The sequence below is a fragment of the Nocardia sp. NPDC004260 genome (genome assembly GCF_053603155.1).
This window is the reverse complement of the sequence record NZ_JBSGEZ010000107.1, coordinates 1-14,588: the sequence shown is the minus strand read 5'-3', so window position 1 is coordinate 14,588 and position 14,588 is coordinate 1. Positions and strand designations below refer to the sequence as shown.

Below are 14,588 nucleotides of genomic sequence, written 5' to 3'. Positions count from 1 at the left end.
GTCGCTGATCCGAGCCTGTCAACCGCGATGACACCGACGACAGACACACAGCCCAAGGGGCATTCAGACAGTTTCAATATCCGACGTCACCATTAGACTTGTTCGATGACGATCTGGACGACGTAGCTGCTCGGCTGGATGCCGCGCGCACGGATTTCGCTACTGCGTACTCACTGCGTACCCGCTCGGGGTCCGGGGTCCGCGACACGGAGCGGAATACGGCCTGACCTGCGCCGATGTTGTGCCCTCGGCAGGATTCGAACCTGCGACACCCGCTTTAGGAGAGCGGTGCTCTATCCCCTGAGCTACGAAGGCTGGGGGGCTCTTGGCCCGCCCGGGACGTCCGCAGTCTACCGGGTAACGGGCTCGGAGGCCGCATCGCTGTCCTATGGGCGTTGGGGGACGGGATCAGAAGCCCCCGTCGAATCCTCCGCCGTCGAACCCGCCGCCGTCGTAGCCGCCTCCGTCGAACCCGCCGTCGTCGTAGCCGCCGGAGTAGTCCCCACCCTGGTCGTAACCGCCGGGGTAGTCGCCGCCTTGGTCGTAGTCCCCGCTCTGGCCGTCGTCCGCGGCCAGTCCGTCTTGGAACCCTTCGCCATAGCCGCTCTCGAAGCCGTGCGCGTCGTAGCCCACTCCGGACATCCCGGAGAACAGGGAGGTGAACAGCAGGGCCGAGCCGAGTCCCCAGGCGCCTGCGACCATGGCGGGTTTCCACCAGGGTTCGGAGTACCACCCAGCGGGTACCGGTCGTCCGGCCACTCGGCCGCCGGGGTAGTAGTTCGGTGTCGAGGACGAGGGTTCGGGGGCGGCCTTGATCTGCCTGCCCTCGTACTCGACGACGCGCTTCTCGGTCACCTGCCCCGCGGCGTCCTGGCCGTCGAGTCCGGGGATCGCGGGGCCCGGGTCCATGTTCATCGCGGTCCGGGCGGCCCTGATGTAGTAGAGCCCTTCCAGCGCGGTCTGCTTCGCCAGCCGTGCCTGCGTGGGCGTGCGGGCCTGGTCGAGTTGCGCGCCGGCCGCGAGATGCCGCTCGGAGGCGTCGGCGAGCGCCTGGACGGCGGCGTCGTTGCTGCCGGAGAGGCTGTAGACCTGGCCGCCGAGCCGTTCGTTCACTTGCCTGGCGTCGGCGAGAGCGTCGGCCAACTCGGTAGCTTTACGCTGTTCGCTCTGTTGTGACTGCCATATCAGCAAGACGATCAGCGCGCCGAGTATCAAGGCGATAAGCAGCCAGAACATGGGCACCTCTTCCGCGGGATCTCGGACAAGGCCAGTTTACTGTCGGCTTGCTGAGGTCTCACTGAGTGCGTAGGTCACGGCGTCGCGGCGGGTGCTTGCGCCTCGTCGTAGTCGGCGGGGTCGAAAGTCTTGGTCTTCCAGCGGTACAGCAGGGTCGCGCCGGGCCAGTTGTTGGTGATCCGGCCGGAGGCGTTGCGGTACCAGCTGGAGCAGAAGTTCCAGGGGGTGTCCTTCAACCGCTTCTGCAACCAGTCGTCCCAGCGTTGCTCGGCGGCGGGGCGGGCGGCGAGGTAGCGGCCGGGACGATCGGTCAGGTACCGCACGACCTGGCGGATGTAGCGGGCCTGGGATTCGAGCATGTAGATGATGGAGCCGGAGCCGACGTTGGTGTTCGGGCCGTACATCATGAACAGGTTGGGGAACTGGGGGACCGAGAGGCCGAGGTAGGCGCGGGCGCCTTCGTCGCCCCAGACGTCGGCCAGTTTGCGTCCGCCGAGGCCGTAGATGTTCATCGGGGCAAGGAACTCGGTGCCCTTGAAGCCGGTGCCGAAGATGATGACGTCCACGTCGTGCTCGACGCCGTCGGCGGTGCGGATTCCGGTCGGCGTGATCGACTCGATGGCGGTGGTCTCCACGGTGACGTTCGGCTGCGCCAGCGCGGGGAAGTACTCGTTGGAAAACAGTCCGCGCTTGCACCCCGCCGCGTAGTCGGGAGTCAGTTTCGCGCGCAGTTCGGCGTCGGGCACCTGCTTTTCCCGATGCCGGTCGGCCAAGGCGATCACGGGGGCCTTGATAGCCGGGATGTCGGTCAGGCCGAGGGCGAGCGCCTCGAAGAAGAACCAGATGGCGAAGCGCTCGGCGAGGCGGCTGGGCGGAAAGTATTTGAACAGTGCGTGATGCAGAGCGCTGTACTCGACGTCGGCCTTCGGCAGCACCCAGGCGGCGGAGCGCTGGAACAGCGTGAGGTGACCCGCGGTCGGCTGAATGCGCGGGATGTATTGGATCGCGCTGGCACCGGTGCCGATGCAGGCGATCCGCTTGCCGGTCAGGTCGACGTCGTGATCCCATTCGGCGGAGTGGAACGCCGGACCGGTGAAGGTTTCGATGCCCGGGATGTTCGGCAGGGCCGGGCGCGAGAGCTGGCCGACCGCCGGGACGAGGATGTCGGCGGTCAGTTGCGCTCCGTCGGCCGTGCGGACGGTCCACTGGCCGGTGCGCTCGTCGAACTCCGCGTCGGTGACCTCGGTGCCGAAACGGATGAAGCGTCGCAGGCCGTGCCGGTCCGCTACGCCCTGCATGTACTCGTGGATGTCGCGCTGTTCGGAGAAACGCCGTGGCCAGTCGGACTTCGGCTCGTAGGACCACGAGTACAGCGGGGAAGGCACGTCGCAGGCCGCGCCGGGATAGGTGTTCTCCCGCCAGACGCCGCCGAGATCGGTGGCGCGCTCCAGAATCGTGAAAGTGTCCAGCCCGGCCCGCCGCAGCTCCAGCGCGATGCCGAGCCCACCGAATCCGGCACCGATGATGATGATGGACGGCGTCGTCATCCATTCAGGGTACGAGCCGGTATCCGCAGGTCCGAAGACATCCGCGGTCATTCAATCGGCATTTCCGGCCACCTTGGGGCGTCAGTTCCCGGCGAGCTGGCGTGCGATGACCAGGCGCTGAATCTGGTTGGTGCCCTCGAAGATCTGCATGACCTTGGCTTCGCGCATGTAGCGCTCGACCGGGAAATCCTGGGTGTAGCCGTAGCCGCCGAACACCTGGACCGCGTCGGTGGTCACCTTCATGGCGGCGTCGGTGGCGACGAGCTTGGCCACGCTGGCCTGACGCGAGTACGGCAGGCCCGCGTCGCGGCGGCGGGCGGCGTCGAGGTAGGTGGCGCGGGCGGAGTCCACGGCGGCGGCCATGTCGGCGAGTACGAAGCCGAGCCCCTGGTGGTCGATGATGTGGCGGCCGAACGCCTCACGTTCCTTGGCGTACGCGACGGCCTCGTCGAGGGCGCGTTGCGCCAGGCCGGTGGCGACCGCGGCGATGCCGAGACGGCCGGAATCCAAGGCGCTGAAGGCGATCGAGAGTCCCTGTCCCTCGGCGCCGACGCGACGTTCGGCGGGCAGGAACGCGTCGTCATAGGCCGCGGTGGTGGTGGGCACGGCACGCAAGCCCATCTTCTCCTCGGGCTTGCCGAAGCTGAGCCCCTCGGTATCGCCGGGGACCAAGAAGCAGGAGATGCCGCGGGAACCTTCGCCGGTACGGGCGAAGAGGGTGTAGAAGTCGGCGCGTCCACCGTTGGTGATCCAGGCTTTGGCGCCGGTGATCCGGTAGCCGTCCGTCACGGGGGTGGCGCGGCAGCGCAGCGCGGCCGCGTCGGAACCGGCATGCGGCTCGGACAGGCTGTAGGCGCCGATGGTCTCGCCGGAGAGCATGTCGGCCAGCCAGCGTTCCTTCTGTTCCTCGGTGCCGAAGGCGAACAACGGATGGCAGGACAGGCTGTGCACGCTGACGGCCACGGCGACGGCGGCCCACCGGGCGGCGAGCTCCTCGAGCACCTGGAGGTACACCTCGTAGGGCTGCGCGCCGCCGCCGTATTCCTCCGGATACGGCAGGCTGAGCAGCCCTGCGGCGCCCAGCGCGGGGAAGACGCCATCGGGGAAGATCCCGGTCTTCTCGCACTCGGCCACGCGCGGTTCGAGCACCTTGTCGGCGATGTCGCGGGTCAGCTCCAGCAGGTCCCTGGCCTCGGAGGTGGGCAGCATTCGGTCCACTGGCATGTCGTCTACTCCACGGTCGCTCGGTGTCTCTCGTGATTCACAGTAACCGGGCGTGTCCGGCGGCTTCTTCACGTCGGGGAGCGGTCGCCGGCGAATCCAGGGCGCGGCACGGCGGGACATTCCGGTCCGGACACGATTGCGGCGGATACGACGAGTTCGGTGCAGAATGTTCCGACCGGAGCGGCACCTGGTGGCCGAGTGCGATCTCGTTGCAGGACGCTCCTTCTGCACGTGCAGTTGTGTGTACAGGTGCGCGTGAACGTCGCTGCGACGCCGCGGTATTCGTGCTGGTAACCCTCGTTGTGCGCGCGGCATGTCCACATCGCGGGAAGGGCGTGCCGATCGGTTTGTCTCAGTCGGGTGATATCGCTTCGCTCGCCTGGCGCGCTGACGCCACACTCGGCTAAGACAGAAGACTGTCGGGATCCGGGGTCGACCGGTGTGTCGGCGGCAACGCAGGGGGTGCCGCCGCCACACCGGCCCGGAGCGCTGGTATCGGCGGCTTCGTCTGTTCTAATATCTGCGTATGAATGCAGATAGCCAGGAATGGCGGCCGCGTCTCGCGGAGGATCAGGTCGGACTGGTTGTCGAGGTGTTCCGCATGCTCGCCGACCCCACCCGCGTGCAAGTGCTCTGGGCGCTGGTCGACCGCGAACTGTCGGTGAACGACCTGGCCGGACAGGTCGGCAAGCCGGCGCCTTCGGTGTCCCAGCATCTGGCCAAATTGCGCATGGCGCGGTTGGTGAACACCCGCCGATCGGGGACGACGATCTTCTATCGCCTGGAGAACGAGCACGTCCGGCAACTCGTGGTGGACGCGGTGTACAACGCGGAGCACGCGGGCCCCGGCGTACCCGCGCATCATCGTGGCGCGAGCGCGCTGCGTGAACTCCCCGGCCGAGACGAGGCGAGCGCATGACCCATCGGCATCACCACCACGATGACGGACATCATCATCACCACCGGCATCCTTCGGGACCCTTCGCTGTGCTGCGGGAGATCTTCGTCCCGCACAGCCACGACGCCGCCGACAGCATGGATGACGCGCTGGAGGCCAGCGCGATCGGCATCCGGGCCGTCAAGATCAGCCTGGTCGTGCTCGGATGCACCGCGGTGTTGCAACTGGGCATCGTCGCCGTCTCCGGCTCGGTGGCGCTGGCCGCGGATACCGTGCACAACTTCTCCGATGCGCTGACCGCGGTTCCGCTGTGGATCGCGTTCGCCCTCGGCCGCAAGGCCGCGACCCGGCGCTACACCTACGGCTTCGGCCGGGCGGAGGACCTGGCCGGGCTGTTCGTCGTCGCGATGATCGCCTTGTCGGCGCTGATCGCCGGATATGAGGCGGTGCGCAGGCTGCTCCATCCGGTGCCGATCGAGCATCTGGGCTGGGTCGCCGCGGCCGGGTTGGTCGGGTTCCTGGGCAACGAGACGGTCGCGCTGTACCGGATCCGCGTCGGTCGGCGGATCGGCTCGGCGGCGCTGGTCGCCGACGGTCTGCACGCGCGCACCGACGGTTTCACCTCGCTGGCCGTGCTGCTCGGCGCGGGCGGAGTGGCGCTCGGCTTCCCCCTCGCGGATCCGATCGTCGGGTTGCTCATCACCGCGGCGATCCTCGCGGTGCTGCGAACCGCGGCGCGCGACGTGTTGCGCCGTTTGATGGACGCCGTCGAGCCCGGGATGGTCACCGCGGCCGAGCGGGCGCTGGCCGCCGAGCCCGGCGTGCAGGGCGTGCGCAGCCTGCGCATGCGGTGGATCGGTCACCGGCTGCACGCCGACGTCGAGTTGGACGTCGCCCCGACGATCACGCTCGCGGACGCGCACCGCGTCGCGCACGAGGCTCAGCACGCCCTGACCCATGTGGTGCCCAAGCTGGACACCGCTGTGGTGCACGCCTATCCGGCGCATACCGAAGTCGCGGTCTCCGGGCCGGGTCGTGCGCCGAGCTGACCAGCGCAAACTGATGGCGTATGCCGTCGGATGGGTGGTCGCGGTTCTTGTTCCGCGGCCGCTGCCCACAGCGGCCTACCGTTGGGTAGCATCCCCGGTGTGATGTGGCTCATGGTCGATGCGTGCTGAACCATGCCGCCGCGTGTACCGACTCTCCCTGAGCTGCCCGACCTGGTCCTACGCAGTTACAAGCCGGAAGATCTCGCCATCGTCGCGTCGATCGGCGCGGAAGTGGATCCGCCCGAAGCCGGTCTTGCGCGCGACTACGCGGAGTATCTATGGCAGCGGATGCGACCGGCTTATCGCAGCGGTGTGCGCCCGGCCGCACAGGTGAGCGTGCGCAGGCCCGAACAAGTCGCATTCCACCGAGCGCTGCGCCACGTGGACGGCGACGGTACCGACGCGCCGAATGTGCCGGTCGACATGACCACGCCGTTCGTCACCTACTCCGCGTCCGAGTGCGTCACGGCATTCGCCGAGCGCCTGCGCACCGAGCGCGGACTGCTGGAACCGCACGCGCCGATCGGCCGCCGCATCCCCGAATACGCCCGTCACGGCGAGGAATCCAGCACGATCGGGCAGGTGCTCGCGCATCGGTCCGGCGTGGCGAACCCGCCGGGGGAGGCGCTCACCGCCGCGGACCCGGGAACTGCTGGTACGGAACCCGATGGTGGCCGAGAACGATGTGGCTTTCTGTGGGGAAGTCATCGATGGAAGAAGGAGTTCCGATGTTGAGCACTATGCAGGACGAGCCGTTGTCGTTGGCGACGTTGCTGCGCTACGCATCGACGTTCGCTGGGGATTCGACCGTGTCGACGTGGACCGGTACCGGCGTGCGCACCATGACCTATCGTGAGGTCGGTGCGGAGTCGGCGCGGTTGGCGAACGCGTTGGGTGGGCTGGGCATCGGGATCGGTGACCGGGTGGGCACGTTCATGTGGAACAACAACGAGCATTTGGTGGCCTATATCGCGGTGCCCGCGATGGGCGCGGTGCTGCACGCGTTGAACATCCGGTTGTTCCCCGAGCAGGTGGTGTATGTGGCCAACCACGCCGAGGATCAGGTGGTGCTGGTGGACGGCAGCCTGGTGCCGTTGTTCGGGCAGATCCTGCCGCACCTGAGGACGGTGCGCCACGTGATCGTGGTCAACGGCGACGCGGCCACGTTGACCGCGCCCGAGGGCGTGCAGGTGCATTCCTACACCGAACTGCTGGGTGCGCAGCCGGACACCTACGACTTCCCGGTGATCGATGAGCGCGCTGCCGCGGCGATGTGTTACACCTCCGGCACCACGGGTGATCCGAAGGGTGTGGTGTATTCGCATCGGTCGAATTGGTTGCACGCGATGCAGGTGGCCGCGAACAACGGGATGGGTTTGCACGGCACCGACTCGATTCTGGCGATCGTGCCGTTGTTCCACGCGAATGCGTGGGGTCTGCCGTATGCGGCGTTGATGGCGGGGGCGAATCTGCTGATGCCCGACCGGTTCCTGCAGCCGGGTCCGCTGCTGGAGGTGATGGCCGCGCAGAAGCCGACCTTCGCCGCGGCGGTGCCGACGATCTGGGGTGGGGTGCTGGCCGGGTTGGCGGCCAACCCACAGGACATCACGCATCTGCGTGCGGTGGTGGTGGGTGGTTCGGCGGTGCCGCCGTCGATGATGCGCACCTTCGAGGACAAGCACGGTGTGCGGGTGCTGCACGCGTGGGGGATGACCGAGACCTCGCCGTTGGGCAGTGTGGCGCACCCGCCGGCGACCGCGGTCACCGAGGAGCAGAAGTGGGCGTATCGGGTGACGCAGGGCCGTTTCCCGGCGGGGGTGCGGGCGCGTCTGGTCGGCGACGACGGTGTGGTCGCCAACGACGGGGTGTCGTTGGGGGAGTTGCAGGTGCGTGGTCCGTGGATCACCGGTTCGTACTATTCGCCCGACGGCACGGTGATCGATCCGGAGAAGTTCGATGATGGTTGGTTGCGGACCGGGGATGTCGGCAAGATCAGCCCCGACGGTTATCTCACGTTGGTGGATCGCTCGAAGGATGTGATCAAGTCCGGTGGTGAGTGGATCTCCTCGGTGGATCTGGAGAACGCGGTGATCGCCCACCCGGCGGTCGCCGAGGCCGCGGTGATCGGTGTGCCGGATGAGAAATGGGACGAGCGTCCGTTGGTGGCAATCGTGCTGGCCGAGGGCGCCGAAGCCAAACCCGAAGAACTGCGGGAGTTCTTGGCCGACAAGTTCGCCAAATGGCAGCTGCCCGAACGCTGGACGTTCATCGCCGAGGTCCCCAAGACCAGTGTGGGCAAGTTCGACAAGAAGCGGCTGCGCGCCCAGTACGCCGACGGTGACCTGGAAGTCACCACCCTGTCCTGACGCCACCGCCCCCGCGTCACCACTTCACCATCGGCAGTGGTGACGCGGGGTGGCTGCGCAACCGCCGCGCGACCAGGGAGACGAGCTTGCGGTGGAAGCCGTGGTTCGGATAGCGCTTCGCCAGCTCACGATAGGTTCCGCGCGAGATGCCGAACCGGCCGAGCAAGCCGAGTTCGACGTCGATCGCGTCGGCGCGCCGGAAGATCTCGACCGGGTCGTGCGGTGGGCCCGCCGGGCGGATCTTGTGATGCTGGTCGATCATCGCCACCACCAGTCCGGTCAGGTCGTCGCGGTCGATGCTCGCCAGCCAGGCGCGCGCCTGGTCGCACGAGGGCGCGAGGTAGTCGAAGCTGCCCGCCGACCAGATGCCGATGTCGTGCAGCACGGCCGCGGTCAGGAACTCCTCACGGGCGCTCGGCGGGGTTTGCCGGTCGTCGGCCAGCAGATCGCACAGCGTGAGCACCCGCAGCACATGATTGGTGTAGGCGGCGCGGTCCGCCCCGAGCTGTTGGCGCCACGGCGCGAGCCGGGCCTCGACCTCATCGCGAAGATCGTTGCTGCTCATGGCGGTTCACCCTACGCGCAGCCGACCGTCACGGGCGGCGGCGACGCGCGGGCACGGCGCCGCATACGCGAGAACACCCGGCGCGGGCGAAACGGTTTGCCGCGCCGGGTGTTCGGTGCGGTGAATCAGCAGTTGCGCAGTTCCGGGCTCTGGTTGAGCAGCTGGGCCCGGGTGCCGATGAACGTGGTGTAGGTCTCGCCGCCGACCGAGGAGAGCGGGAACGCCGCGACCCGGTGGCAGTTCTGGAAGGCGAGCTTCACGCCGAAGTGCCGCTCCAGCCCACCGCGAATCGCGTCGGAAGCCATGGCGCGCAGCAGTTGCCCGCGCGCCACCTCGTCGGGCGGCGCGATCGTGTTGTCGGCGAATTCAGCCGTCCCGGAACGCAGTTCACCGGCTACGCGGCTGACCACTTCCCAGGCGTAGGGCAGCGAATTGCGTACGACCTCGACGAAGTCGGCGTCGTCGACCTCGCCGCGTTCGGCGCGTTCGAGTACTGCGGTGGGGACATCAAGGGACATGGCGCTCTCCTCCAGTGCTGGACGTCGATGCGATGCCACTGAAGTCTAAACGAAAGTCGTTGTCAATAATGCTGGATTCGGCGCGAAAGTGCCTTTTCCAGTGCGGCTTTCGTGTCGGCGGCCAGGGCCGAGACCAGTTCACCCGCAGGTAGCTCCGGTGTCAGCTCATGGGTTTGGCCCGCCCAGAGGTTGACCTCATCGGGGTTGCCCGCCGCCCGCGCCTCGGCCCGCAGCGGGGCGGTGGCGTAGTGGATCTCCGGGTATCCGGTCGGCGCGGTAGCGGTGTGCCGCACCAGGAAGCGGTTGCGCAAGCCGCGTGCCCTGCGTCCGGTGAAGGCGCGGGTGAGCATCGTCGGGGTGTCGGCGGTCAGCGCGGCGCGGTGCATCTGACTGGTACCCGCCTCGGGGCAGCGCAGGAACGCCGTGCCCAATTGCGCGGCCGCGGCGCCCGCCGCGAGCGCGGCGGCGATGCCTGCGCCCGTCGTGAGGCCGCCGGTGGCCACCAGCGGCAGGTCGGTGGCGGCGGAGAGCAATTGCAGCAGCGCCAGCAGACCGAGTGGGTCGGTGGCGTCGTCTGCGGGCCGATCGGTGAACGTCGCGCGGTGCCCGCCCGCCTCCGCGCCTTGGGCGATGAGCACGTCGGCGCCCGCCTCGACGGCGAAGCGCGCCTCGGCGACCGAGGTGACGGTGACCCAGGCTTCGGAACCGGCGGCATGCAGCCGTTCGATGTCCGCGGCACTCGGGCAGCCGAAGGTGAACGACACGGCCGCGACCGGGTCGGCGACGAGCAGGTCCAGTTTGGCGTCCCAGTCGTCGGTGTCGAAGCGCGGATCTCCCAGCTGGTGTTCGGCGCCGAGTTCGGCCAGGTAGTCCGCCAGATCGGCGGGAGGGGTCGGCGGGCCTGGCACGAAGAGGTTCACGCCGAACGGCTTGCGGGTGGCCGCGCGAGTCGCCGCGATCCGCGCCGCGGTGTCGGCGGCGCTCAGATAACCGGCGGCCAGCTGGCCGAAACCGCCCGCTTCGGCCACGGCGGCGGTCAGCTCGGGGGTGGATGGGCCGCCCGCCATGGGAGCGAGCGCGATCGGAACGTCCAAATGGTCGAGGATCACGGTTCGATTGTCGCGTATCTGGACATGTGACCCGGGCCTCACCAGCGTTTTTCTGCTGGAAGGTTGCGGAATGGTCACGACGCGGTAGAGTTCCCGTCACGACGGATGCCAAACCGTTATCCGCCCCGGCTTTACCGGATCGTTATCGAACCGGTTCCGCTAGGGCTCCGGCATCCCGGACCCTGTTGTACGACCGAGGATTCAGCTTTGTCGCAGCACCGTGTAGGCCCCAGTTCCATTACCGTCCAGAGCCTCCTCGGCGACGGCGGCGAATCGGGCCGTCCGACGCGGCACCGCGCCGAGCCGTCCGCCACCGAACGAGTCAAGGCCGCCGCCACCGCGGCGGTTGCCGCGGGCGCCTTGATCGGCGCTGCCAGCCAGGTCGCTCCCGCGCTCGCTTACGCGTCGCCGCTGCTGCCCGGTTCGCACGATGCCGACGAGGAGACGCAGGCCGCGCCCTCCACCGTGAAGGGTACGAGCATCCTTCCGATCGTCGAGGCGAAGGCCGCCGCCGAGCCGGTCGCGCAGGCCGCGCCGGAGCCCGCCGCGGTCGCGGGCCAGATCGCCGCACCGGTCGCCGCGCCGTTCGGCATTCCCAATCTTCCCCCGGAGGTCATCGGTCCCTTGGCGCAGGCCGAGGAGGCCCTCAAGGGCGTGCAGCAGCAGGTCGCTCCGGCGCCTGCGGTGCGCCCGGTGGCCGGCGAGATCAGCTCCGGCTTCGGCAGCCGCTGGGGCGCCATGCATTACGGCCTCGACTTCGCGGACTCGCTGGGCGCGCCGATCCACTCGGTCAGCAACGGCACCGTCATCGAGGCGGGGCCCGCCTCCGGTTTCGGTCTGTGGGTGCGAATCCGGCAGGACGACGGCACCACCGCCGTCTACGGCCACGTGAACGAGATGTTCGTGCACGCGGGCCAGCGGGTGAACGCGGGCGATGTGATCGCCACCGTCGGCAACCGGGGTCAGTCCACCGGTCCGCATCTGCACCTGGAGATCTGGGACCAGTCGGGCGCCAAGATCGACCCGATGCCCTACTTGGCCGCCAAGGGAGTGCCCCTGGAGTGGGGCCCGTCGGCGCACTGACATTCCCTGTCCGGCTTGATATTCCGATCAGCGCACGGTTGCGCGCAGCGAAGCCTCCCGCGTCCCGGTGACTCGGGAGGCGGTTCGCGGCCGGGTCTCGTAGAGCTGCCCCACGGACACCGGTCGGTCGCTAGGCTCGGGCCGTGATCGAGCTGGGCGACATCTTCGAGCCTGGGTCACCGCACGGCCGCGCGTACGCCGTGCTGGTGCACCATCCGCGGTCGAGTCTCGCCGATATCGCGCAGTACCTGGGCGTTTCGGAAGACCTCGCCGCGGACTCGCTGGATGTGTTGTGTGAATTGCGCGCCGCGGTCCGCGTCGAGTCGCCCGACGGCGAACCGCTGTGGGACGCGCACGCGCCGGAATCGTTGTCCGAAGCCGAGGCTCGGCGCAGGCAGCAGGAGATCAACCAGATGCACGCCGCCGCAGCACGCTTGAGCGAGACGTTCCGCTCGGTGCGCCGCTCGCCCCGCGGCAACGGCGCGGTGGTGCCGGTGTACGAGCGGCTGGAGATGCTGGCGGATTTCGAGGAGATGCAGACCGGCGCACGCAGCTGCGTCAAGCTGGTCGAGCGCGGGCCCTATCTCAGCGATCCCGAGCGCGAGCGCCAACTGTTCGAACTCAAACGGGCCAGGCTCGCCGACGGCATCCGCTACCAGACCTTGTATCAGGACACCGTCTATCAGGACCCCGAGCGCCTGCGGCACGCGCTGTCCACCAACGCGGGCGGTGCGCAGGCCAGAACCCTGCCCGAGCCGCCGCTCAAATTGATCATCAGCGACGACGAGCGGGCCAGCCTGGTGCTGCACGCCGACGAACGCAGGCCCGACCCGATGGGTCTGCGCATCACCGGTTCCCCCACGCTCGAGTTGTTGATCAAGACCTTCGATGTGCTGTGGACGATGGCGGCGCCGATCTCGGTGAACCCGGCCGCGGAGGCGCTGGACGAACGCGACCGCGCGATCCTGACCCTGATGGGGCTCGGCGCGACCGATGACACCATCGCGCGGCGGCTCGGTATGTCCCGGCGCACGGTGGTCCGCCGGACCGCACGGCTGCTGGAGCGTCTCGGGGCGAGCACCAGATTCCAGGCGGGGGTGCAGGCCACGCGGCGTGGATGGCTGTGACCAAGCTCACCGATTCGGGCACTAGTGCAACACGATGGCGTAAGTACCGATATAACGGCAGGAATCAGGCAAGACACCGATTCCAGGGGGGCGGATGGTGTCCTACGAGAGGACAGCACGCGACAAGGGGGATGCGGACCGTACCGACGGCATCCGCGGCAATCCAATACAGCGCGCGGGTTCAGTGGTCAGCCCCTTATATGATTGCTCGGTCCGCGCTGGCCCCGGATAACAAGCCCTGAGCAGGGTAGCGCCCGGGTCCTGGCTCGATCCGAGAGGTGAATGCACTCGAATGGAAACCGCCCGTCGCTCTGCTCGCGGTAGCCGTCGCCGCAGGTCGGGCAGTCCGCTTTTCGCGCAGCTGCTCACCGCCGCGGTCGAGTCCGCCGCCACCGAGGTCGCGATCCGGTACAACCCCACGGGGGACCCGGCCGACGATCGGGAGCTCACCTACGCCGAGCTGGACGCGGCGTCCTCGCGGCTGGCCAGGGAGCTGATCGAGCGCGGTGTCGGGCCCGGCGACGTGGTCGCCATCGGAATCTCGCGCAGCGTGGAGTCGGTGCTCGCCGTCTGGGCCATCGCCAAGACCGGCGCGGCCTACGTGCCGGTGGATCCGACCTATCCCACCGACCGGATCAATCACATCGTCGCCGACTCTGGCGCCACGGTGGGTCTGACCACTTCGGCGCACCGCCCGGTGCTCGGCACCGGCGTGTACTGGATCGAACTGGACGACCCGGTGCAGGCCGCGCGCATCGCCGCGCGCCCGGAGCACCCCATCTCCTACACCGACCGGGTCCGTCCGCTGGACGAGCGGCACCCGGCCTATGTCATCTACACCTCCGGCTCCACCGGCAAGCCCAAGGGCGTCGTGGTCACGCACAGCGGTCTGGCCGGGCTGGTCGCCGCGGAGCGCGAGCACTACGGAGTGACGGAGGACTCGCGCGTTCTGCACGTCTGCTCGCCGAACTTCGACGTCTCGGTGCTGGAACTGCTGCTGGCCTTCTCCTCCGGCGCGACGCTGGTGATCGCGCCGCCGACGGTGTTCGGCGGTTTCGAGCTGGCGGATCTGCTGCGGCGCGAGCACGTCACGCACATGCTCATCACGCCCGGCGCCCTGGAATCGGTGGATCCGGCCGGACTGGACGACCTGCAGGCCGTGGTGGTGGCCGGTGACAAGTTCGGCCCGGAACTGGTCGGACGCTGGGCGACCGAGCGCGAGTTCTACAACGGCTACGGGCCCACCGAGGCGACGATCCTGGCCACCAGCACGCCGCCGATGACGCCGGGCGAGCCCATCACGATCGGCACGGCCATCCCGGGCGTCGGCGCGTTCGTGCTGGACTCGCGGCTGCGGCCGGTGCCTGCCGGGGTGGTCGGCGAGCTGTATCTGTCCGGTCCCGCGCTGGCGCAGGGCTACCTCAACCGGCCGGGCCTGACTGCGGAGCGATTCGTCGCCAGCCCGTTCGGCGCCGACAGCGGCAACCCGGCGGCGCGGCTGTACCGCACCGGTGACCTGGTGCGACGCACCGAATCCGGCGGCCAGGACGGCGTCATCGAGTACCTGGGCCGCTCGGACTTCCAGGTGAAGATCCGCGGTTTCCGCATCGAACTGGGCGAGATCGACAACGCTCTCACCAGCCATCCCGATATCGACTTCGCGGCCACCCTGGGCAAGGCGCTGCCATCGAGTGCCACCGCACTGGTGTCGTACGTGCTGCCGCGCCCCGGCGCCGACGTGGACACCGACGCGCTCGCCGAGTACATCGGGGAGTCGTTGCCGGGGTACATGATTCCGGCGTCGATTGTGGTGTTGGATGAGATTCCGTTGACGCCGGTGGGGAAGTTGGATCGGGCGGCGTTGCC

General features: G+C 68.5%; 13 protein-coding genes and 1 tRNA gene. 7 read left to right on the top strand and 7 right to left on the bottom strand.

Annotated elements, in window-relative coordinates:
- Positions 1-242 precede the first annotated feature (242 nt).
- The 4 genes from ACWEO7_RS35175 to ACWEO7_RS35160 all read right to left on the bottom strand — a co-directional run bounded on the left by ACWEO7_RS35175 (position 243) and on the right by ACWEO7_RS35160 (position 4,007).
- Positions 243-315: transfer RNA gene (locus tag ACWEO7_RS35175), tRNA-Arg, on the bottom strand.
- 93 nt (positions 316-408) lie between these two features.
- On the bottom strand, positions 409-1,236 hold the full coding sequence (locus ACWEO7_RS35170; RefSeq protein ID WP_452429680.1) for a DUF1542 domain-containing protein: 828 nt from the start codon (positions 1,234-1,236) through the stop codon (positions 409-411).
- Between the two features lie 74 nt (positions 1,237-1,310).
- Positions 1,311-2,783, bottom strand: coding sequence for a flavin-containing monooxygenase (locus ACWEO7_RS35165; protein ID WP_452429678.1), 1,473 nt, complete (start codon positions 2,781-2,783; stop codon positions 1,311-1,313).
- An 81-nt stretch (positions 2,784-2,864) separates the two neighbouring features.
- Positions 2,865-4,007 (bottom strand): acyl-CoA dehydrogenase family protein, encoded by a 1,143-nt coding sequence (locus ACWEO7_RS35160; RefSeq protein WP_452429676.1) that lies wholly within the window; start codon positions 4,005-4,007, stop codon positions 2,865-2,867.
- Between the two features lie 526 nt (positions 4,008-4,533).
- Between ACWEO7_RS35160 and ACWEO7_RS35155 the strand changes: the two genes are divergently transcribed.
- From ACWEO7_RS35155 to ACWEO7_RS35140, 4 genes are all read left to right on the top strand, one after another.
- Positions 4,534-4,926: an ArsR/SmtB family transcription factor gene (locus ACWEO7_RS35155; protein WP_450022656.1), complete on the top strand. Its 393-nt coding sequence runs from the start codon at positions 4,534-4,536 to the stop codon at positions 4,924-4,926.
- Entirely contained in the window at positions 4,923-5,954 is a 1,032-nt protein-coding gene (locus tag ACWEO7_RS35150) for a cation diffusion facilitator family transporter (protein ID WP_452429674.1), read from the top strand. Before ACWEO7_RS35155 ends, ACWEO7_RS35150 begins: the two co-directional genes overlap by 4 nt.
- A gap of 132 nt (positions 5,955-6,086) precedes the next feature.
- A complete protein-coding gene (locus ACWEO7_RS35145) occupies positions 6,087-6,689 on the top strand; it encodes a serine hydrolase (protein ID WP_452429672.1) in 603 nt (200 codons plus the stop codon).
- Positions 6,683-8,320, top strand: a complete 1,638-nt coding sequence (locus ACWEO7_RS35140; protein WP_452429670.1) for a long-chain fatty acid--CoA ligase — start codon at positions 6,683-6,685, stop codon at positions 8,318-8,320. Before ACWEO7_RS35145 ends, ACWEO7_RS35140 begins: the two co-directional genes overlap by 7 nt.
- A gap of 16 nt (positions 8,321-8,336) precedes the next feature.
- On the opposite strand, the gene ACWEO7_RS35135 is transcribed toward ACWEO7_RS35140, so the two are convergent.
- The 3 genes from ACWEO7_RS35135 to ACWEO7_RS35125 all read right to left on the bottom strand — a co-directional run bounded on the left by ACWEO7_RS35135 (position 8,337) and on the right by ACWEO7_RS35125 (position 10,512).
- Positions 8,337-8,885, bottom strand: coding sequence for an HD domain-containing protein (locus tag ACWEO7_RS35135; protein ID WP_452429668.1), 549 nt, complete (start codon positions 8,883-8,885; stop codon positions 8,337-8,339).
- 125 nt (positions 8,886-9,010) lie between these two features.
- On the bottom strand, positions 9,011-9,403 hold the full coding sequence (locus ACWEO7_RS35130; protein ID WP_355081478.1) for an SCO5389 family protein: 393 nt from the start codon (positions 9,401-9,403) through the stop codon (positions 9,011-9,013).
- 62 nt (positions 9,404-9,465) lie between these two features.
- On the bottom strand, positions 9,466-10,512 hold the full coding sequence (locus ACWEO7_RS35125; RefSeq protein WP_452429666.1) for a nitronate monooxygenase: 1,047 nt from the start codon (positions 10,510-10,512) through the stop codon (positions 9,466-9,468).
- A 207-nt stretch (positions 10,513-10,719) separates the two neighbouring features.
- Between ACWEO7_RS35125 and ACWEO7_RS35120 the strand changes: the two genes are divergently transcribed.
- The 3 genes from ACWEO7_RS35120 to ACWEO7_RS35110 form a co-directional block, all read left to right on the top strand.
- On the top strand, positions 10,720-11,595 hold the full coding sequence (locus ACWEO7_RS35120) for a M23 family metallopeptidase (protein WP_452429664.1): 876 nt from the start codon (positions 10,720-10,722) through the stop codon (positions 11,593-11,595).
- A gap of 143 nt (positions 11,596-11,738) precedes the next feature.
- Positions 11,739-12,722 carry a DNA-binding response regulator gene (locus ACWEO7_RS35115; protein ID WP_450022670.1) on the top strand — a complete coding sequence of 328 codons (984 nt, stop codon included), beginning with the start codon at positions 11,739-11,741 and terminating at the stop codon, positions 12,720-12,722.
- A gap of 292 nt (positions 12,723-13,014) precedes the next feature.
- Positions 13,015-14,588, top strand: a 1,574-nt coding sequence (locus ACWEO7_RS35110; RefSeq protein WP_452429662.1) for an amino acid adenylation domain-containing protein, incomplete at its 3' end; no start/stop codon positions are given.